Raw genomic sequence first — 20,039 nt, forward strand, 5'->3', positions numbered from 1 at the left:
GTGCGCTGGTCAAGCACTGCGGTGGAGCCGTCAGTCGCGACGCTTCTCGAGCACCTCGGCACGCTCGGCAGCGTCGGTGATCTCCTCACTGTCGATCGCGTGGGTCCGGTGGAACCACGCCAGCGCGTCGGCCTCGCGGCCGGCGGCCTCGAGGATGTCGGCGTACGCGTAGCGCAGGCGGACCACCCAGGCGTCACGCGTCTTGTGCATGAGCGGTGCGAGCTCGAGCGTACGCAGCGCGGCGTCGAGCTGGCCCATGTCGCGACGGGCGCCCGCCTCGACGATCGTCATCTCGGCCTTGGCCTCGGCCGAGAAGTTGGAGACCGACGGGCTCTTGGCGAGCTTGATCGCCTGCTCGGGCTGGCCGAGCGCGCGGTGGCAGTCGGCCATGATCGGCAGGTAGTCGGTGGCGCCGTTCATCCGCTTCGCGGCCCGCAGCTCGGCGAGCGCCTCGGCGTAGTGACCAGCCGCGTACGCTGCCTCCCCCGTCGCCTCGCGGACGACAGCCGGCGGGACGCACGGCGGCGGGCCGCCAGCGTGTGCTGGTAGGCAGTCTCCGGGTCTGAGTCGATCAGCTGGCCAGCGGCCGCCAGGTGGCGCGCCACGCGGGCAGCGAGCTTCTCCGGCAGACCCTTGAGCTGAGCCGTGATGGAGCGGTCCAGCTCCTTGCCGGTGATTCCCTCCGGCAGCGGAGGACCGTCGTAGCGCTCCTGGTCCTTGGTGCGCTGCTCCTGGGTGCGCGCCGGCCCCTGGCGGTCGCGGGAGTAGGGACGTTCGCCGCGGGCACCGCGGTCGTCACGCCCGCCCCGCTCGCCGGACTTGGCGTAGGGCTTGCGGCTGTCACCGGACTTGGCGCCGTACGGCTTGCGGTCACGGCTGTCGCCCGACTTGGCACCGTAGGGCTTGCGGTCGTCGCCCGACTTCGCGCCGTAGGGCTTGCGGTCGCGGCTGTCACCGGACTTCGCCCCGTAGGGCTTGCGGTCACGGCTCTCGCCGGGACGGGAGTCGCGTCCGGCCGAGCTGCCGGAGCGGGGGCCACCAGTGCGGTTGCCGTCGTTTCCACGTGCGGAGCGGGATCCCCCCACTCCTCCGCGACCGCTGCTCCTGGGTCCGTCGCCGCCTCGTGCGGGACGCTGACCACGACGATCGTCGGCCATGGGTTTCACCTCTTCAATCGTGTCGATCCACCCCGTGGCGCGGTCGCGCAGGGGTGAAAATGCAGCAGAGGCCACCCTAAGGGGTGGCCTCTGCAAGTGTATGTCCGGCGGCGTCCTACTCTCCCACGACCTCTCGATCGCAGTACCATCGGCGCTGAAAGGCTTAACTTCCGGGTTCGGGATGGGACCGGGTGTTTCCCTTTCGCTATGGCCGCCGTAACTCTTTCCAGTCCTGTCCAGGGACCCAGGTGCACCGGGTGGGGTGCACTGCATGGGTGTGAGTGGGACCGAGTCCATTGTGTTGTTGTCCGCCTTCGTCCTGCGTGCGCAGGACAGGGGTCTGTTGTCTGGGAACTGGTTAGTGGACGCGTAGCGGGTCTTCACAACAAGATGTGTTGTGTTGAGTGGTTTTGTACGGTGTTGGGACAAGCCCTCGGCCTATTAGTACCGGTCGGCTGGGCATTACTGCTGTACACCTCCGGCCTATCAACCCAGTGTTCTGCTGGGGGCCTTAACCACTCAAGGTGGTGGGAAACCTCATCTTGAAACATGCTTCCCGCTTAGATGCATTCAGCGGTTATCACTTCCGAACGTAGCCAACCAGCCGTGCCCCTGGCGGGACAACTGGCACACCAGAGGTTCGTCCACCCCGGTCCTCTCGTACTAGGGGCAGCCTTTCTCAAGTTTCCAACGCGCGCGGCGGATAGGGACCGAACTGTCTCACGACGTTCTAAACCCAGCTCGCGTGCCGCTTTAATGGGCGAACAGCCCAACCCTTGGGACCTACTCCAGCCCCAGGATGCGACGAGCCGACATCGAGGTGCCAAACCATCCCGTCGATATGGACTCTTGGGGAAGATCAGCCTGTTATCCCCGGGGTACCTTTTATCCGTTGAGCGACGCCGCTTCCACATGCCGACGCCGGATCACTAGTTCCGACTTTCGTCCCTGCTCGACATGTCTGTCTCACAGTCAAGCTCCCTTGTGCACTTACACTCGCCACCTGATTGCCAACCAGGCTGAGGGAACCTTTGAGCGCCTCCGTTACATTTTAGGAGGCAACCGCCCCAGTTAAACTACCCATCAGGCACTGTCCCTGATCCGGATTACGGACCTAGGTTAGACATCTAGTACGACCAGAGTGGTATTTCAACGATGACTCCACCCCAACTGGCGTCGAGGTTTCACAGTCTCCCACCTATCCTACACAAGCCGAACCAAACACCAATACCAAACTATAGTAAAGGTCCCGGGGTCTTTCCGTCCTGCCGCGCGTAACGAGCATCTTTACTCGTAGTGCAATTTCGCCGAGTCCATGGTTGAGACAGCGCCCAAGTCGTTACTCCATTCGTGCAGGTCGGAACTTACCCGACAAGGAATTTCGCTACCTTAGGATGGTTATAGTTACCACCGCCGTTTACTGGGGCTTAAGTTCTCAGCTTCGACTTGCGTCTAACCGGTCCCCTTAACCTTCCAGCACCGGGCAGGAGTCAGTCCGTATACATCGTCTTACAACTTCGCACGGACCTGTGTTTTTAGTAAACAGTCGCTTGGGCCTGGTCTCTGCGGCCATCACCGCTGCCACTCGAAAAGAGTTTCACGGATCCGGCCCCCCTTCTCCCGAAGTTACGGGGGCATTTTGCCGAGTTCCTTAACCATGGTTCACTCGATCGCCTTAGTATTCTCTACCTGATCACCTGAGTCGGTTTGGGGTACGGGCGGCTCATAGCTCGCTAGAGGTTTTTCTCGACAGCATAGGATCATCCACTTCACCACAATTGGCTCCCCATCAGGTCTCAGACATCCAGAGGGCGGATTTGCCTACCCTCAGTCCTACACCCTTAGCCGTGGTCTACCATCGCCACGGTTGGACTACCTTCCTGCGTCACCCCATCGCTTGACTACTACTGGATTGGGTCCCGTGCTCCACGCACACGTCCTCACCCCGAAGGGATCAGATCACGGCGCTTCGGACGGTCAGCATCACCAGCCTCGTCATGGGCGCTACTTCGCCGGTACGGGAATATCAACCCGTTGTCCATCGACTACGCCTGTCGGCCTCGCCTTAGGTCCCGACTTACCCAGGGCAGATTAGCTTGACCCTGGAACCCTTGATCATTCGGCGGAAATGTTTCTCACATTTCATTCGCTACTCATGCCTGCATTCTCACTCGTGTGGCCTCCACGGCTAGATCACTCTGCCGCTTCACTGCCCACACGACGCTCCCCTACCCATCCACACACCTGGACCACGAAGGCCTAGCTCAATATGTGAATGCCATAGCTTCGGCGGATGACTTGAGCCCCGCTACATTGTCGGCGCGGAATCACTTGACCAGTGAGCTATTACGCACTCTTTCAAGGGTGGCTGCTTCCAAGCCAACCTCCTGGTTGTCAATGCGACTCCACATCCTTTTCCACTTAGTCACCGCTTAGGGGCCTTAGCTGATGGTCTGGGCTGTTTCCCTCTCGACTACGGAGCTTATCCCCCGCAGTCTCACTGCTGCGCTCTCACTTACCGGCATTCGGAGTTTGGCTAACGTCAGTAACCTGGTAGGGCCCATCGGCTATCCAGTGCTCTACCTCCGGCAAGAAACACACAACGCTGCACCTAAATGCATTTCGGGGAGAACCAGCTATCACGAAGTTTGATTGGCCTTTCACCCCTATCCACAGGTCATCCCCTCAGTTTTCAACCTAAGTGGGTTCGGTCCTCCACGCGGTCTTACCCGCGCTTCAACCTGCCCATGGATAGATCACTTCGCTTCGGGTCTAGAGCGTGCAACTGTGTCGCCCTGTTCGGACTCGCTTTCGCTACGGCTTCCCCACACGGGTTAACCTCGCTACACACCGCTAACTCGCAGGCTCATTCTTCAAAAGGCACGCCGTCACAAGAACAAGTTCTCGCTCCGACGGATTGTAGGCACACGGTTTCAGGTACTATTTCACTCCCCGCCAGGGGTACTTTTCACCTTTCCTCACGGTACTTGTCCGCTATCGGTCACCAAGGAGTATTTAGGCTTAACGGGTGGTCCCGCCAGATTCACACGGAATTTCAGGGGTTCCGTGTTACTTGGGGTGACGCTCCAGAGACACAGACTTACACGTACGGGGCTATCACCCTCTACGGCCAGGCTTTCCAACCTGCTTCGGCTTCATCTGTGTTTTCTTACTCTGTACCAGCACGGCAGCACTGATCGAGCGGCCCCACAACCCCCACTCCGCAACCCCTGCCGGGTATCACACGAAGTAGGTTTGGCCTCATCCGATTTCGCTCGCCACTACTCTCGGAATCACTGTTGTTTTCTCTTCCTGTGGGTACTGAGATGTTTCACTTCCCCACGTTCCCTCCACTCACCCTATGTGTTCAGGTGAGGGTAACTGGACATGACTCCAGCTGGGTTTCCCCATTCGGACACCCCCGGATCACAGCTCGGTTGCCAACTCCCCGGGGCTTATCGCAGGCTCCTACGTCCTTCATCGGCTCTTGGTGCCAAGGCATCCACCATGTGCCCTTAGTAGCTTGTCTCAACAACGTCAAAACAACTCAACGCGTCAACACAGATTCTTACTTGCTACAAAGACCAACCACCACACCACAATCAGGCGTGATGGCTCATTTGCTTAATTGCACAACACACAACCCCAACCAGTCCCGAAGAACCGTTGAACGTGCGTGCTGATGCTCGCGTCCACTATCCAGATCTCAAACAACAACCCCACCAACCCCATCGGCCCAGATCAACCAGGCTTCAAGCGAAGGAGGCCAGAAGAACCAACCCCACCCGACTACTCAGGCAGTGTTCGATCCTTCAGGACCCAACAGCGTGTCACGACCCTCCCCCTACCAGCCATCCACCAGGTTCCACGCCCAGCCTCCGAAGAGACAGGGCAGTACTGAGGTGCACGAACCAGCCAGGTTCAAGCCATTCATCGACGATTCCACTAGTGAGACACCACCATACGCAGCAGAACAGGCGTCTGCTGTCGGGGTGTGTGCTCCTTAGAAAGGAGGTGATCCAGCCGCACCTTCCGGTACGGCTACCTTGTTACGACTTCGTCCCAATCGCCAGCCCCACCTTCGACGGCTCCCTCCACAAGGGTTGGGCCACCGGCTTCGGGTGTTGCCGACTTTCGTGACGTGACGGGCGGTGTGTACAAGGCCCGGGAACGTATTCACCGCAGCGTTGCTGATCTGCGATTACTAGCGACTCCGACTTCATGGGGTCGAGTTGCAGACCCCAATCCGAACTGAGACCGGCTTTTTGGGATTCGCTCCCCCTCACGGGATCGCAGCCCTTTGTACCGGCCATTGTAGCATGCGTGAAGCCCTGGACATAAGGGGCATGATGACTTGACGTCATCCCCACCTTCCTCCGAGTTGACCCCGGCAGTCTCCTATGAGTCCCCACCACGACGTGCTGGCAACATAGGACGAGGGTTGCGCTCGTTGCGGGACTTAACCCAACATCTCACGACACGAGCTGACGACAGCCATGCACCACCTGTACACCGACTAAAAGGGCACCTATCTCTAGGTGTTTCCGGTGTATGTCAAACCCAGGTAAGGTTCTTCGCGTTGCATCGAATTAATCCGCATGCTCCGCCGCTTGTGCGGGCCCCCGTCAATTCCTTTGAGTTTTAGCCTTGCGGCCGTACTCCCCAGGCGGGGCGCTTAATGCGTTAGCTGCGGCACGGAACCCATGGAATAGGCCCCACACCTAGCGCCCAACGTTTACGGTGTGGACTACCAGGGTATCTAATCCTGTTCGCTCCCCACACTTTCGCTCCTCAGCGTCAGGTAATGCCCAGAGAACCGCCTTCGCCACCGGTGTTCCTCCTGATATCTGCGCATTTCACCGCTACACCAGGAATTCCGTTCTCCCCTGCATACCTCTAGTCTGCCCGTATCGGAAGCAAGCTCAGAGTTAAGCCCTGAGTTTTCACTCCCGACGCGACAAACCGCCTACGAGCCCTTTACGCCCAATAATTCCGGACAACGCTCGCACCCTACGTATTACCGCGGCTGCTGGCACGTAGTTGGCCGGTGCTTCTTCTGTAGGTACCGTCACTTGCGCTTCGTCCCTACTGAAAGAGGTTTACAACCCGAAGGCAGTCATCCCTCACGCGGCGTTGCTGGATCAGGCTTTCGCCCATTGTCCAATATTCCCCACTGCTGCCTCCCGTAGGAGTCTGGGCCGTGTCTCAGTCCCAGTGTGGCCGGTCACCCTCTCAGGCCGGCTACCCGTCGAAGCCTTGGTGAGCCATTACCTCACCAACAAGCTGATAGGCCGCGAGCACATCCTCCACCGCCAGAACTTTCCAACCCCCAACATGCGAAGGAGGTTCATATCCGGTATTAGACACCGTTTCCGGTGCTTATCCCGAAGTGAAGGGCAGATTACTCACGTGTTACTCACCCGTTCGCCGCTCGTGTACCCCGAAGGGCCTTACCGCTCGACTTGCATGTGTTAAGCACGCCGCCAGCGTTCGTCCTGAGCCAGGATCAAACTCTCCATTGAAAATTTCAAGAAAAGCCATCCCCGACAAGAACAAACCCTGACTAACTTACGTTGTCAGAATTCATTGTCAAAGAAATCCGTAGACACTCCCAAAGAAGTGCCGACGGGGCATATCAAACTAATTCGTCGACTATGACACACTGTTGAGTTCTCAAGGATCAAACGCTTGTCCGTGCTTTCCCTCTCGGGGCGGCTGCGGCGCTTGTTGAAACTTTAGCGAGTTGTTTCTGCGAATTCAAATCCGCGTCTTTCTCGCTTTCTCCCTGGGGTCGCTCATGTTGTTCGATCCAAGATCTTTCGATCTTCGATCTCGCTGTGAGCGAGGGAGTCGGTTGCCTCCGACCTGGCTTCCGCCCTTCTGGGCTTCATCCCGGTCACCTTCCCGGCAACGAGGTGAAACACTAGGTCACCTCTCGCCAGACGTGCAACTCGGGGTGGGGTGACGGCCAGCACACTCAACGTTTCCGCAGGTCAGAGCCGGTTTGAGCAACGCGAAGGGCCGCCGTCCACGCGTTTTAGCGCGGGCGGCGGCCCTCGGCGTACGGTAAAGGTGCCCGGTCAGGAGACCTGCACGCCCGCCAACTTCTTCTTGCCCCGGCGCAGCACGAGCCAGCCGCCAGCGACGACGTCGTCACGGGTGGGGACGAAGTCGGGGTCCTCCACGCGGACGTTGTTGAGGTAGGCGCCACCCTCGGTCACCGCACGGCGGGCCTCGCCCTTGCTCTTGGTGAGGCCGGTATGCACGAAGAGGTCGAGCAGGGACGGGATCGCGTCACCGGAGACCTGAACGGAGCCGGCCTCGGCGAGCGCTGCCCCCAAGGTGCTGGGGGGAAGGGTGTTGAGCTCTCCCCCACCGAAGAGTGCCTGGGCGGCACGCTTGGCCGCCTCGGTCTCACGCTGACCGTGCACCAAGGTGGTCACGGCGTCGGCGAGCGCCTTCTGGCCGGCGCGCAGGAACGGCTTCTCCTCCGTCTGGGCCGCCAGGTCCTCGATCTCCTCACGCGGGAGGAAGGTGAAGATCTTGAGGAGCTCGACGACCTTCTCGTCCTCGACGTTGAGCCAGAACTGGTGGAACGCGTAGGGCGACATCATCTCGGGGTCGAGCCACAGGGCACCGCCCTCGGTCTTGCCGTACTTGGTGCCGTCGCTCTTCGTGATCAGCGGAGTGGTGAAGGCATGGGCCTTGCCCCCGGCCGCGCGACGGATCAGCTCGACGCCGCCGGTGAGGTTGCCCCACTGGTCGGAGCCGCCGAACTGCAGCGTCACCCCGTGGTCGCGGTAGAGGTTGAGGAAGTCCATCGACTGGAGCAGCACGTAGCTGAACTCGGTGTAGCTGATGCCGTCCTCGAGGCGGGACTTCACCACGTCACGCGCCAGCATCCGGTTGACCGGGAAGTGCTTGCCCACGTCGCGCAGGAAGTCGATGACCGACAGCGACGCCGTCCAGTCGTAGTTGTTGACCATCGTCGCGGCGTTGTCGCCCTCGAAGGAGAGGAAGGGCTCGATCTGACGGCGTACGCGGTCGACCCAGTCCTTCACGGTGTCGAGCGAGTTCAGGGTGCGCTCACCAGAGTCGCGGGGGTCGCCGATCATGCCGGTGGCACCACCGACGAGGGCGAAGGGCGTGTGGCCGGCCTCCTGGAGGCGCTTGGCCGTCACGATCTGCACGAGGTTGCCCATGTGCAGGCTGGGGGCGGTCGGGTCGAAGCCGACATAGAACCGGACGCTCCCCTCGTCCAGCGCCGCACGCAGCGCGTCGAGGTCGGTCGAGCTGGCGATCAGGCCGCGCCACTCGAGGTCGTCCAGGATGTTCGGGGTCGACACGATTCTTCCTTCCGGTGAGCCGGCGCGGGTCTGGTCAGGGGTGCACCGGGCAGCCTTAGCCTGCCAGATCAGCCGCTGCTGGTGCCTGTTGCCTAGGCTGCAGTGGTGAGTGCGGACAGATACACGTTCGAGCGCGAGATCGGTCGCGGTGCCAGCGGCCCGGTGTGGTCCGGGCGCGACACCGTGCTCGGACGCACGGTCGCGTTGAAGCGCGTCGGGGTGCACGCCGGCGGCACCGACGCCGCCCTCCAGCAGGGTGCTCGGGAGGCCCGCCTCGCCGCCTCGCTCAACCATCCGCACGTGGTCGGGGTCTTCGATCTGGTCGTGGTCGGCGACGAGCACTGGCTGGTTATGGAGCACGTGGACGGCCAGAGCCTGGCCGAGCTGGTCCGAGAGCAGGGTCCGCTGGAGCCGCAGGAGGCCGCGCGGGTGCTCGCGCAGGTGGCCGAGGCGTTGGCCGCCGCCCACCGCGCCGGCATCGTGCACCGCGACGTGAAGCCCTCCAACATCCTGCTCACCCGGGACGGAACGGCCAAGCTCACCGACTTCGGCATCGCCCGCTCCGCCGACGACACCTCGCTGACCCAGACCGGTCTCGTGACCGGCTCCCCCGCCTACCTTCCCCCCGAGGTCGCGACCGGCTCCTCGGCGACGCCCGCCAGCGACGTGTGGGCGCTCGGCGCGACGCTCTTCCACCTCCTGGCCGGTCGGCCGCCCTACCACGTGGGCGACAACGTGCTCAGCACGATGTACCGCATCGTCCACGAGGAGCCGCCGCGCCTTCCGGAGACGGGTCGGCTCAACACGGTGCTCGAGCGCACCATGGCCATCGACCCCGAGGCACGGTGGACGATGGGGCAGGTGCGCGACGCGCTGCGCCACCTCAGTGAGGAGGCCCCTGCGCGGCCGCGGAGGACCGGCGCCACCAGCGCCGCCACGGCTGCCGCCACGACGCCCCCCGCGGCTGTCGACACGGCACCCGGGCGGAGCGACGACGACACGCGTACGACGGCGTCGATCCCGGCAGGGCGCATGACGTCGGCCCTCCCGCCTGCCCAGAGCGTGTCGCCCCCTCCGGGGCGGCGCCGTCCGTGGCTGGTCTGGGCGCGCGTGGCAGCGGGGATCCTGCTCAGCACCGTCGTGGCGCTGTACGCCGGCCTCAACGCCGCCCGCGACCCGGCTCCCACCGCAGGGCAGGAGACGCCCAGCCCGACCACCACCAGCCCCGAGCCCACCGCCAGCCCGACGGCGGTCACCGAGGCGGAGATGACCTCGTTCGTCACCGACTACCTGGCGACCGTGACCAGTGACCCGCGCGCTGCGTGGCAGCGGCTCACGCCCGGCTTCCAGGCCGACAGCGAGGGCTTCGGCTCCTACTCCGGCTTCTGGCGGACCGTGCGCTCGGCCTCGCCACGCAACATCCGGGCCGACGTCGACGCGCTGACCGTGTCGTACGACGTCGACTACCGGATGCGGAACGGACGGCAGATCTCCGACAGCGTCACCCTGGTCCTGGAGCGCAACGGATCCGAGCTGCTCATCGCCGGCGAGTCCTGACGTCGTACGCCCTGAGGCGTGGCGCGAACTTCATCGCAGCAGCCCGCCGGCGACGCCCTCCGTTCATCGCGGGCGCCCACGCTCGCAGCATGCGAGTCGTGATCGTCACCGAGTCCTTCTTCCCCCAGGTCAACGGCGTCACCAACAGTGTCCGCCACGTCGTCGACCGCCTCCTGGCCACCGGCCACCAGCCGCTCGTCATCGCTCCGGGCCCCGGACCCTCCGCCTACCGCAACGTGCCGGTGGTGCGGGTGCGCTCCATGGCGCTCCCCCGCTACGCCAGCTTCCCGGTCGGCCTGCCCGACCCCGTGGTCGAGCGGACGATGGCCGAGTTCCGCCCCGACGTCGTGCACCTCGCCTCGCCGATCGCGCTCGGTGCGATCGGGTTGAAGGCGGCGCAACGGCTGGGCATCCCCACCGTCGCGATCTACCAGACCGACATCTCCGGCTTCGCCAAGCAGTACGGCCTGCGCGCGGAGCCCGCCATCAGCCGCTGGGTGGGCCGGATCCACCGGCGCGCCGACCGCACCCTGGCCCCCTCGACCGTCTCCATGGACCAGCTGCGCGGCATGGGCGTGGGTGACCTGCACCGGTGGGGCCGCGGCGTCGACCTCGACCTCTTCTCCCCCGCCCGCCGGTGCGACGACCTGCGCGAGAAGTGGACCCGTGGTGACCGCAACCAGGTGGTCATCGGCTACGTCGGGCGGCTGGCGGCGGAGAAGCAGGTCCGTCGCCTCGCGGCACTGGGCGACCTGCCCGGCACCCGGCTGGTCGTGGTGGGTGACGGGCCGGAGCGTGCCTTGCTCGGGAGGGCGCTGCCGGGGGCCCGCTTCACCGGCATGCTCGGCGGCGAGGACCTGGCCCGCGCCTTCGCCAGCCTCGACGTCTTCGTGCACACCGGTGAGGCCGAGACCTTCTGCCAGACCGTGCAGGAGGCCCAGGCCAGCGGCGTCCCTGTCGTGGCACCTGCCGCTGGCGGGCCGCTCGACCTCGTCGACCACGGACGTACGGGGTTGCTCTACACACCGGGCTCGGGTGCCAGCCTGCGCCGGTCGGTGGAGCGGCTGACGGACGACGCCGAGCTGCGCTCACGGCTGGGCAGCGCGGGCTGCGACGCGGTCTCGCGCCGCAGCTGGGCCGACGTCGTCGACGAGCTCGTCCAGCACTACGCCGCGGTCGTGCGTACGCCGCTGCTCGACGCCGCGTGAGCCGCGCTCGCGAGCTCTCCCCCGCGGTCGCGGCGCTGCTCGGGGTCGGCGCGGGCGCGGGGGCCGTCACCGTGGCCGGTCGCCTGCTGCTGCAGCGGCAGGCAGCCGCCGCCCGCCAGGTGATCGGGAAGCCGCTCGGCGAGGAGGCCCTGGTCGCCGACCGCACCTACGGCAAGTCGCTGGGCCACCCGGTCGACCTGCTGCTGCTCGGCGACTCCATCGCGGCCGGGCTCGGTGCGGAGACGCCACGCAAGACGCTGGGCGGCCAGCTGGCCAAACGCGTCTCGAAGCGGACGGGCCGCGCTGTACGCCTGCACACGGCCGCGCGGGTCGGCGCCGAGACCTCGATGCTCGCCGGGCAGATCGCGACGCTGCCACCGACGTACCGCCCCGAGGTGGCGGTCGTCGTCGTGGGCGGCAACGACGTCACGCACCGGGTCCGGCTCGCCGAGTCACGCGCCCACCTGGCCCAGGCGATCACCGCGCTGCAGGAGCGGGGCGCAGGGTGGTGGTGGGCACTGCCCCGACCTCGCCGCGCTGCACGCGGTGCCGCAGCCACTGCGTACGCTCGCCGGCCTGCTCTCCCGCCAGCTCGCCGCCGCGCAACGCCAGGTCGCGGCCGACCTCGGCGCCCACGCGGTGAGCCTGGCGACGGTGGTGGGTCCGTTCTTCGTGACCCAGCCCGACCAGATGTTCTCGCAGGACCGCTTCCACCCCTCCGGGGTGGGCTACCGGCGCACGGCCAAGGCGCTGCTGCCGAGCGTCCTGGCCGCGCTGGGTGAGGTCGACGAGGTGCCGTTCGGGCACCACCCGCCGACGGTCGGCTAGGCCGGGCTGATCGTCACCGGCCGGGTGTCGTCGGCCGGGTCGGCCTCGGTGAGCACCTCGATCGCGCGGTGGAGGAGGTCCGCCCGCTCGGCCATCTCCTTGGTGCCGGGGCGCTTGGGCGCGACGACCGTGTGCAGGTGCAGCTCCTGGGCGAGCCGGGCCTGAGCGTCGAGCAGCACCTCCATCGCGTGCGGGCGGGTGGTCGCCATGCCGAGAGCCTCCTGGGCGCGGATGACGGCGACGATGCCGACGAGCAGGCCTCGCAGCTCCTCGACGCGCATCTGGGTCAGCGCCCCGGCGACGGCGAGTCGGAACTCGACGGCGGCGTCGCGCTCACCGGTCGCGGCGACGGCCCCGGCGCTGACCAGGGCGGTGCCGGCCCCGGTGGCGAGCACGAGCGTGAGCATCCCCCCGACCATGCCGCCCGGCCCGAAGGCGGCGAGCGTGGCGGTGATCGCGGCGGCCCCGGCCAGCGCGGTCGGCAGCACTGCCCAGAGCCCTACGCCGGTCAGCGCCAGGAGCACCGCGCCGCCGCCGACGAGGTAGCCCCACCAGCGGCGTCGGTCGGGCGTGAGGGCGTCCTGGGCGTGCTCGACGGAGGTGGCGACGGCGGTGGCGAACTCGAGGTCGCTGATGCTGCCCTGGCGGCGTCGTACGCGGTTGAGGAGCGCGGTCAGCGCCTCGAGGCGGTGCTTGGGGTCGACAGCGATGTCGAAGGGCGGCAGCGGGCTGGAGGCGTACCGCGAGACCGCGAGCGGCAGCAGGTCGTCGTCGGACCAGACGTCACGGACGAGGTCGGAGGCGCGGTCGACGAAGTCGGTGACCGAGGGCGTGGCGCCGAGGTCAGCGCGTGCGCTGTCGTCGGCCTGCTCGACCTCCTCGATGACACGGGTCGCGGAGATCCGGCGGGCGGTGTCGAAGCGCTTGCGCCAGCTGAACTTCTTGGCCTGGCAGGTGCGGGAGAGCTGCTCGGCGTAGGCGAAGCCCAGGAGCTGGAGGTGCCAGCCCTCCCCCAGTTGCCGGGCCGGCGGCAGGTCGGCGTGCGCGTCGCGCTGGCCGTAGAGCTGGTGGCCCAGCAACGCCCCGACCGCCGGGTGGGAGGCGTAGGCGCGGACGCTGTGCGAGCGGATGTCGACCGAGACGTCGACGGCCATCGGGAAGCGTGCGGCGACGCCGCGGCCGTAGGTGACGGCGTCGCGCGGGTCGAAGACGTTGATCCAGGCGTCCACCCGGTCGTAGGGGAAGTCGGTGGCCAGGGAGCGCAGCCGCTTCCACATGTCCGAGGCGAGCGGGCTGCCAAGGGTGACCAGGGCGCGTACGCGGGTGCGCTCGGGCAGGCGGGTGAGCAGGTCGGCGGCGATGACGCTGCCGAGGCTGTGGGCGACGACGACGATCTCGTCGGAGGCCGGGATCTGCTCGAGCACCTCGCGCATCACGCTGGCGCGCACGCTGCGGTGGTTGGCGTAGATCTTCGCCTCGGTGAGGTCGCCGACGCGGGTGACCACGGAGGTGAGGGTCGTGTGACCCCTGCGGCGAGTGGCCGAAGTGGACGCCGCGGGCCCGGTGCGACCACTGGCGGAGGAACTGCGCGTTGTCCTCCTGGGTGACGGCGTAGCGCCGGGCCGCATCCTCGGTGGCGTCGCTGCCCTCCCAGGTCTCCTTGACCTCGTCGGTCCTCGTCGTGCGGCTGCTCCCCGTGGGACGCATCAGCAGCGACTGGTAGGTGACCGGGACGACGGTGTCGTACGTCGGGTCGATCGCGAGTGCCCGGCCTGGACGAGGCCGACGTTGAGCGGATCGAGCCAGTCCTCGAGCGGTGTGACCCCACCGACGCCGTGGATGTAGACGATCGTGTTGCTCAACCCAGGTCTCCTCGCGTAGGGCGGGGGGGCTCGAACCCACGACCCAAGGATTATGAGTCCTCTGCTCTGACCGACTGAGCTACCGCCCCGAGTCCCTGTCGGGACCAGCGCAGCCTAGCGTCGGGGGTGAGCGGGCGGCGTACGGACCCGTTGACCGCGGACAGCCACAGGGCCACCATCGGAGGATGGAGACCACGGAGCAGCCCGGTCCGCTGAAGCCGCTCGCCGAGGACTGGGAGCGCGCACTCTGCGTCGTGGCCCATCCCGACGACATCGAGTTCGCTGCGGCCGGTGGCATCGCGCGCTGGACGGGACAGGGCAAGCAGGTCGGCTACGTGATGGTCACCAGCGGCGAGGCGGGGATCGACGGGCTGCATCCCGACGAGTGCCGGCCTGTGCGCGAGGCCGAGCAGGTCGAGGCCGCCCGAGTGGTGGGCGTCGAGGCCGTCGAGTTCCTCGGGTTCCCCGACGGGGTCCTGGAGTACGGGCTGCCCCTGCGGCGCGCGATCGCCGAGGCTGTGCGGCGCCACCAGCCCGACATCGTGATCACCGGCCACTTCCGGGAGTCCTTCGGGCCGGGGATGCTCAACCAGGCCGACCACGTCGTCGTGGGACGCGCGGTGGTCGACGCCGTCCGCGACGCCGCCAACCGGTGGGTCTTCCCGGAGCAGGTCGAGGCAGGCCTGGAGCCCTGGCCGGGCGTACGCGAGGTGTGGGCGATGGCGTCTCCGCTCTCCACGCACGGCGTCGACACGACGGAGACCTTCGACCGCAGCGTGGAGGCTCTGGCCGCGCACAAGGCGTACATCGAAGGGCTCGGGTGGGCGGACTGGGACTTCCGCGAGATGCTCGAGGGGTTCAACCGCCAGGCCGGCCAGCGGCTGGGCACGACGTACGCCGAGATCGCCGAGGTCTTCGTGCTGCGTCCGCCGACCGACTGACTGCGCCGCGGAGGGCCCGAAATGGCGAAAACCCTCCCGCCCGTAGGCGGAAGGGTTTTCTCAGAGCTCCCCCGGTTGGACTCGAACCAACAACCCTCCGATTAACAGTCGAATGCTCTGCCAGTTGAGCTACAGGGGATCAGCCGCTCTCACGAGCAGCGAGAGGAACATTAGCAACACCTGGCCGCGGACACCAAAGCGGGGGGCCTCCTGTCACCGACGCCCGCTCAGACCGGTCCGACCTCGTCCTTGGCCTGCGCCAGCGCCGCCTCGGCAGCCTCGCGGACCGCCGCATCCGAGGGGTCCACCCCGGCGTCGTACTCGTAGACCCAGAGGACCTCGGAGCTGCCGTGCGGGGCCCGTCGAGCGATCACCCGCATGCCTCCCCCGGGCACCGCGACGTGCCGCTGGAGCACGATGCTGGCGGTCACCCGCTCACGCACCAGCTCGAGGAAGAGACGGGCCTCGTCGAGGACGTAGGCGTGCTCCGGACGCTCGGCGCCCCACTCGCCCACCTCGCTGACGCGGAAGGTCGACGCCTCCGCGTCCCAGTCGGCGGCCTCGACCAGCTGCCAGGGCACCCGCTGGGGCTCGGCGCCGCCGATGGGCGCCAGGTGCAGGGCGTCGCGGGTGCCGGCGAGGACCGACCCGTCCTCGGCGACGGCGTGCGCGAGCACCCGCTCACGCGGCAGCAGCGTCGGGACCTCGACCGGCTGCGTACGCCGGCCCCACCTCACGCGCCGACCGCCTTGTCGGCGAGCTCGCGACGGCGCTGCTCCAGGGTCCACAGCTCCGAGGACAGCTGGAGGTACTCCGCGCTGCTGGGGTCGGTGCGCTGCAGCCGCGACTTGAGCGCCGCCGTGCGGCGCAGCAGGGTCAGCTCCCGCAGGCGGTAGGCGTGGGCGAACATGTAGGCCTCGGTGGGCTCGCCGGCCGAGCGCACCGGCTCCACCGCGAGCTCGGCGAAGGCCGCCGAGACGAACGGGTTCTCCAACGCCGCGCGTACGCCGGTCGCCCAGCCCGGGTCGGCCGCACCCGCGCTCGGGCCGCCGTGGGCGACGACCGCCTCCCACACCGCGCGGTAGGCGGGGTGGGTGAAGTCGTCCGGGGTCACCGGTTCGAGGCTGCGCTGGACGAGCTGAGGGTGCTGGAGGACGAGCTTGAGCGTCTCGCGCTCGATCGAGAACCGGGGGTCGCGCAGCGCCGGCATCGGCGCGCGGGGCGGCGCCGCCGGCGCAGCAGGAGCGGCGTCGCGCTGCGTACGCTCGTTGCCGCGGCGCCCGTCACGACCGGCGGCCGGCTTCTCGTTGCCCCACTTCTCGGCCCGCTTCACCTGGGCACGCACCTCGTCGACGTCCATGCCGACCATCGCAGCGACCTCGCGGGCGAAGGCGTCGACCTTGGAGCGGTCGCGCACGCTCGCCACCAGGCGGGCGGCCTCGCGCATCGCGTCGACCCGGCCGTCGGCGCGGTCGAGGTCGTAGCGCGAGACGATGTTGCTCAGCACGAAGCGGTAGAGGGGCGTGCGCTCCGCGACCAGCGCCCGGACCGCCTCGTCACCCTTCGCCAGACGCAGGTCGCAGGGGTCCATGCCCGAGGGCTCGACGGCGACGTAGGTCTGGGAGACGAAGTTCTGGTCGCCGTTGAAGGCCCGCAACGCAGCCTTCTGCCCGGCGGCGTCACCGTCGAACGTGAAGATGACCTCGCCGCGCAGGCCGCCACGGTCGTCGAGGAAGCGCCGCAGCACCCGGGCGTGGTCGTCGCCGAAGGCGGTGCCACAGGTGGCCACCGCGGTGGTAACGCCGGACAGGTGGCAGGCCATCACGTCGGTGTAGCCCTCCACGATCACGGCCTGCGAGCTGCGCGCGATCTCCTTGCGGGCCAGGTCGAGGCCGTAGAGGACCTGCGACTTCTTGTAGATCGCGGTCTCTGAGGTGTTGAGGTACTTCGCCTCGACCCGGTCGTCGTCGAAGAGGCGGCGCGCACCGAAGCCGACGGTGTCGCCGTTGGACTCACGGATGGGCCAGAGCAGGCGGCCGCGGAAGCGGTCGTACGCCGAGCGGCCCACCGCGACGAGGCCGCTGGCCACCATCTCCTCCTGGCTGAAGCCCTTCTGGCGCAGCAGCGTGGTGAGCGCCTCGCCCTCGCGCGGGGCGAAGCCGACGCCGAACATCTCGGCGGCCGCCTGGTCGAAGCCGCGGTCGGAGAGGAACTGGCGCCCGGCCAGCGCGTCGGGCCTGGAGAGCTGGTCGGCGTAGAACTCCTGGGCGACCCGGTGCGCCTCCAGGAGGCGGCCACGCGCCGGGCCCCGGGGACGCTGCGGCCCGTCGTCGCCGTCCTCGCGCCGCAGCTGCACGCCGTACTTGTCAGCCAGGTGCTCGACAGCCTCTGAGAAGGCGAGGCCGTCGATCTTCATCAGGAAGCTGATGACGTCGCCGCCCTCCTGGCAGCCGAAGCAGTGGAAGAAGCCTCGCGACGGGGTGACGTGGAAGGACGGGGACTTCTCGTCGTGGAAGGGGCACAGCCCCTTCATCGAGCCGCCGCCGGCGTTGCGGAGGGTGACGTAGGACGACACCACGTCGTCGATGCGGGCTCGTTCGCGCACCGTCGCGATGTCCTCGTCCCGGATGCGCCCTGCCACGTGCCGGAGTCTACGGCCACGGCGTGCACCGCCGAGCCACGAACGCACAAGCGTGCACCTCAGGGCATGGAATCGGGGCGTGCGTGGTTGGGACGGACGTGAGTGCCTCCGCCCAGTCTTCCGACCAGCCCTGGGACGCCGTCGTCATCGGCGCCGGGCAGGCGGGCCTCTCCGCGGCCCACCACCTGCGGCGCCGCGGCGTCCCCACGCTCGTGCTCGACGGCAACGACGCACCCGGCGGCGCCTGGCAGCACCGCTGGGACTCGTTGCGGATGGACGGGGTGCACGGGGTCGCCGACCTCCCCGGGGCACCCGCACCGCCACGCGGGCCGCAGCGCGCCAACGAGGTGCTGCCGGCATGGTTCGCGGCGTACGAGGCGGAGCAGGGCATCGAGGTCGTCCGCCCGGTCCGTGTCACCCGCGTCGAGAGCGAGGGTGAGCTGCTGCGCGTGCGCGCCGACGACCGCTCCTGGCTGACCCGCACGCTGGTCAACGCCACCGGCACGTGGGAGCGCCCCTTCGTGCCCACCTACCCGGGGCAGGAGACCTTCAGCGGCGAGCAGCTGCACGCCTCGGGCTACCGCGGGGCCGAGGCCTTCCGCGGGCGACGCGTCGTCGTGGTCGGCGGTGGTGCCAGCGCGGTGCAGCTGCTCGGTGAGATCGCGCCGGTCACCGACACCCTGTGGGTGACCCGACGCGAGCCGGTCTGGGCTGGTGACACGGACGAGTTCGACGGCACGGCGATCGTGCGTGCGGTCGAGGAACGGGTCGTGGCCGGCCTCCCTCCGGCCAGCGTCGTCAGCGTCACCGGGCTACGGCTGCGACCCCAGGAGCAGGCCGCGGCGGCGCGCGGGGCGTACGAGCGGCACCCGATGTTCGTTCGGGTCGAGCCCGACGGCGTACGCATGCCCGACGGCACCTTCGAGCCCGCCGACGTGATCCTGTGGGCAACCGGCTTCCGGCCGGACGTGAGCCACCTCGCCCCGCTGGGGCTGCGCTCCCCGCTCGGTGGCATCACCCTGCTGCCGGGACCGAACGGACCACAGAGCGCCACCACGGCGGCGGCGGACCCGCGCGTGCAGCTGGTCGGCTACGGGCCGAGCGCCAGCACGATCGGGGGCAACCGGGGCGGCCTGGCCGCCGCCATCGCGATCGTGAAGCACCTGCGCTCCGCGCACCCTGCGGGCTCCGGCTCCCCCGCCGGCGTCGCCTGAGCCCTCCTCGCCTGCTCAGTCGCGGGTCAGCGCAGCGTGCCAGGAGACGGCGCTGGCGTCGGTGAGCGAGGCGACCTGGTCGATGACCACGCGGCGCCTGGCCGCGTCGTCCGGCGCCGCGAGCCAGTCGTGGGCGAAGACGGGGTCGAGCGCGTCGGCCCCGCGCATCCAGACGCCCTCGACGACGTCGGAGAGCAGCTCGCGCTGGCGTGACATGAGCGAGACCCGCTCGTCGGTGCTCATCACGTAGTGGGCCGCGATGCCCTTGAGCACGGCGATCTCCAGCTGGGTCTGCTCCGGCACGACCACCTGGCCCTGGTAGCGCACGAAGGGTCCGGAGCCAGCCGCGAAGGTGGCCTCCTGGACGCTGCCGCAGAAGCGACCGATGAGGTCGCTGGTGAGGTTCTTGAGGGCGGCGAGACCACCGTGACCGGTCGTAGGGAGCCCGCAGCCAGCTCTCCACGCCCATCAGTCCGTCGAGGACCTCGTCGAGGCGGTCGTCGGCCGCCTCAGGCAGGTACCACTCGCGGACGGTCTGCCACACCCCGGCGCGGTCGATCCCGGCCAGGTCGATCTTGCCGGCGACGACACCGTCCTCGACGTCGTGCACTGAGTAGGCGACGTCGTCAGCCAGGTCCATCACCTGCGCCTCGAGGCACTGGTCGGTGCCAGCACCGGGCTCGCGCATCCACGAGAAGACCGGGACGTCGTCGTCGTACACCCCGAACTTCACCACCGTGCGCGGCGTGCCGTCGCCGTGGGCTCCCGACGGGGCACCGGCGCCGGCGCGGGTCCACGGATACTTCGTGCAGGCGTCCAGGGTGGCGCGGGTCAGGTTGAGCCCACGCTGGCCCCGTCGGCGTCGAAGGTCTTCGCCTCCAGACGGGTCAGCAGGCGCAGCGTCTGGGCGTTGCCCTCGAACCCGCCGCACTCACGGCTGAGCTCGTCGAGCACCCGCTCCCCGTTGTGGCCGAACGGCGGGTGGCCCAGGTCGTGGGCCAACGCCGCGGTCTCGGCGATGTCGGGGTGGCAGCCCAACGCGCGGGCGAGGTCACGGGCGACCTGGGCGACCTCGAGGCTGTGGGTGAGGCGGTTGCGGACGAAGTCGTCCGTCTGCGGCCCCATCACCTGGGTCTTGGCCGCCAGCCGACGCGTGGAGGCGGCGTGCACGACGCGCGCACGGTCGCGCTCGAAGGCGCGTCGTACGGGGGCGTCGACGCGCTTCGGGGGCTCGGGGACGAGGCGCTCGTGAGCCGCGTCGTCGTACAGGTGGTCCATCGCGCCA

General features: G+C 67.7%; 14 protein-coding genes, 2 tRNA genes, 3 rRNA genes and 1 pseudogene. 6 read left to right on the forward strand and 14 right to left on the reverse strand.

From position 1 onward, the window contains the following. Positions 1-30: 30 nt before the first annotated feature. The 6 genes from E2C04_RS19910 to tyrS form a co-directional block, all read right to left on the reverse strand. A complete protein-coding gene (locus E2C04_RS19910; protein ID WP_238694261.1) occupies positions 31-420 on the reverse strand; it encodes a hypothetical protein in 390 nt (129 codons plus the stop codon). After that, positions 417-1,157 (reverse strand): hypothetical protein, encoded by a 741-nt coding sequence (locus tag E2C04_RS11385; RefSeq protein ID WP_238694262.1) that lies wholly within the window; start codon positions 1,155-1,157, stop codon positions 417-419. The genes E2C04_RS19910 and E2C04_RS11385 overlap by 4 nt, the downstream gene beginning before the upstream one ends. 102 nt (positions 1,158-1,259) lie before the next feature. Beyond that, positions 1,260-1,376 (reverse strand): 5S ribosomal RNA (gene rrf / locus E2C04_RS11390). Positions 1,377-1,578: 202 nt separating this feature from the next. Further along, positions 1,579-4,686, reverse strand: a 23S ribosomal RNA gene (locus tag E2C04_RS11395). 478 nt (positions 4,687-5,164) lie between these two features. Beyond that, a 16S ribosomal RNA gene (locus E2C04_RS11400) occupies positions 5,165-6,679 on the reverse strand. Together the 16S, 23S and 5S rRNA genes form the textbook arrangement of a ribosomal RNA operon. 558 nt (positions 6,680-7,237) lie before the next feature. Continuing rightward, a complete protein-coding gene (gene tyrS, locus E2C04_RS11405) occupies positions 7,238-8,503 on the reverse strand; it encodes a tyrosine--tRNA ligase (protein WP_135832669.1) in 1,266 nt (421 codons plus the stop codon). A gap of 105 nt (positions 8,504-8,608) precedes the next feature. Here tyrS and E2C04_RS11410 point away from each other — a divergent pair, with 105 nt between their 5' ends. The 4 genes and pseudogenes from E2C04_RS11410 to E2C04_RS19920 all read left to right on the forward strand — a co-directional run bounded on the left by E2C04_RS11410 (position 8,609) and on the right by E2C04_RS19920 (position 12,096). Continuing rightward, positions 8,609-10,060: a serine/threonine-protein kinase gene (locus tag E2C04_RS11410; protein ID WP_158630681.1), complete on the forward strand. Its 1,452-nt coding sequence runs from the start codon at positions 8,609-8,611 to the stop codon at positions 10,058-10,060. A gap of 89 nt (positions 10,061-10,149) precedes the next feature. After that, positions 10,150-11,268 carry a glycosyltransferase family 4 protein gene (locus tag E2C04_RS11415; RefSeq protein WP_135832671.1) on the forward strand — a complete coding sequence of 373 codons (1,119 nt, stop codon included), beginning with the start codon at positions 10,150-10,152 and terminating at the stop codon, positions 11,266-11,268. A 119-nt stretch (positions 11,269-11,387) separates the two neighbouring features. Continuing rightward, positions 11,388-11,756 (forward strand): annotated as a pseudogene (locus E2C04_RS19915) (GDSL-type esterase/lipase family protein); the annotation flags it as partial. 58 nt (positions 11,757-11,814) lie between these two features. Beyond that, the gene (locus tag E2C04_RS19920; RefSeq protein WP_238694558.1) at positions 11,815-12,096 is read left to right on the forward strand and encodes an SGNH/GDSL hydrolase family protein; all 282 of its coding nucleotides are present in this window, start codon (positions 11,815-11,817) and stop codon (positions 12,094-12,096) included. Here E2C04_RS19920 and E2C04_RS17780 read toward each other — a convergent pair. The 3 genes from E2C04_RS17780 to E2C04_RS11430 all read right to left on the reverse strand — a co-directional run bounded on the left by E2C04_RS17780 (position 12,093) and on the right by E2C04_RS11430 (position 14,047). Further along, a complete protein-coding gene (locus E2C04_RS17780) occupies positions 12,093-13,601 on the reverse strand; it encodes a lipase family protein (protein WP_135832672.1) in 1,509 nt (502 codons plus the stop codon). The two genes, E2C04_RS19920 and E2C04_RS17780, sit on opposite strands and share 4 nt — an antisense overlap. Positions 13,602-13,802: 201 nt before the next feature. Beyond that, positions 13,803-13,958, reverse strand: a complete 156-nt coding sequence (locus E2C04_RS17785; protein WP_158630682.1) for a hypothetical protein — start codon at positions 13,956-13,958, stop codon at positions 13,803-13,805. Positions 13,959-13,974: 16 nt separating this feature from the next. Then, positions 13,975-14,047, reverse strand: a tRNA-Ile gene (locus E2C04_RS11430). Between the two features lie 96 nt (positions 14,048-14,143). Between E2C04_RS11430 and E2C04_RS11435 the strand changes: the two genes are divergently transcribed. Next, positions 14,144-14,899, forward strand: coding sequence for a PIG-L deacetylase family protein (locus tag E2C04_RS11435; RefSeq protein ID WP_135832673.1), 756 nt, complete (start codon positions 14,144-14,146; stop codon positions 14,897-14,899). Positions 14,900-14,965: 66 nt separating this feature from the next. On the opposite strand, the gene E2C04_RS11440 is transcribed toward E2C04_RS11435, so the two are convergent. The 3 genes from E2C04_RS11440 to dnaG all read right to left on the reverse strand — a co-directional run bounded on the left by E2C04_RS11440 (position 14,966) and on the right by dnaG (position 17,540). Continuing rightward, positions 14,966-15,038 (reverse strand) — tRNA-Asn (locus E2C04_RS11440). Positions 15,039-15,126: 88 nt separating this feature from the next. After that, positions 15,127-15,636 (reverse strand): hypothetical protein, encoded by a 510-nt coding sequence (locus E2C04_RS11445; RefSeq protein WP_135832674.1) that lies wholly within the window; start codon positions 15,634-15,636, stop codon positions 15,127-15,129. Continuing rightward, a complete protein-coding gene (gene dnaG / locus E2C04_RS11450) occupies positions 15,633-17,540 on the reverse strand; it encodes a DNA primase (protein ID WP_135832675.1) in 1,908 nt (635 codons plus the stop codon). The genes E2C04_RS11445 and dnaG overlap by 4 nt, the downstream gene beginning before the upstream one ends. A 98-nt stretch (positions 17,541-17,638) precedes the next feature. Between dnaG and E2C04_RS11455 the strand changes: the two genes are divergently transcribed. Beyond that, the gene (locus E2C04_RS11455; RefSeq protein ID WP_135832676.1) at positions 17,639-18,754 is read left to right on the forward strand and encodes an FAD-dependent oxidoreductase; all 1,116 of its coding nucleotides are present in this window, start codon (positions 17,639-17,641) and stop codon (positions 18,752-18,754) included. A gap of 15 nt (positions 18,755-18,769) precedes the next feature. Here E2C04_RS11455 and E2C04_RS21485 read toward each other — a convergent pair whose 3' ends face one another. Both E2C04_RS21485 and dgt read right to left on the reverse strand, forming a co-directional pair. Then, entirely contained in the window at positions 18,770-19,081 is a 312-nt protein-coding gene (locus E2C04_RS21485) for a hypothetical protein (protein ID WP_338088751.1), read from the reverse strand. A 504-nt stretch (positions 19,082-19,585) separates the two neighbouring features. Beyond that, on the reverse strand, positions 19,586-20,032 hold the full coding sequence (dgt, locus tag E2C04_RS21490; RefSeq protein ID WP_338088752.1) for a dGTP triphosphohydrolase: 447 nt from the start codon (positions 20,030-20,032) through the stop codon (positions 19,586-19,588). Positions 20,033-20,039 lie beyond the last annotated feature (7 nt).

Source organism: Nocardioides daphniae (assembly GCF_004777465.1).
Taxonomy (GTDB): Bacteria; Actinomycetota; Actinomycetes; order Propionibacteriales; family Nocardioidaceae; genus Nocardioides; species Nocardioides daphniae.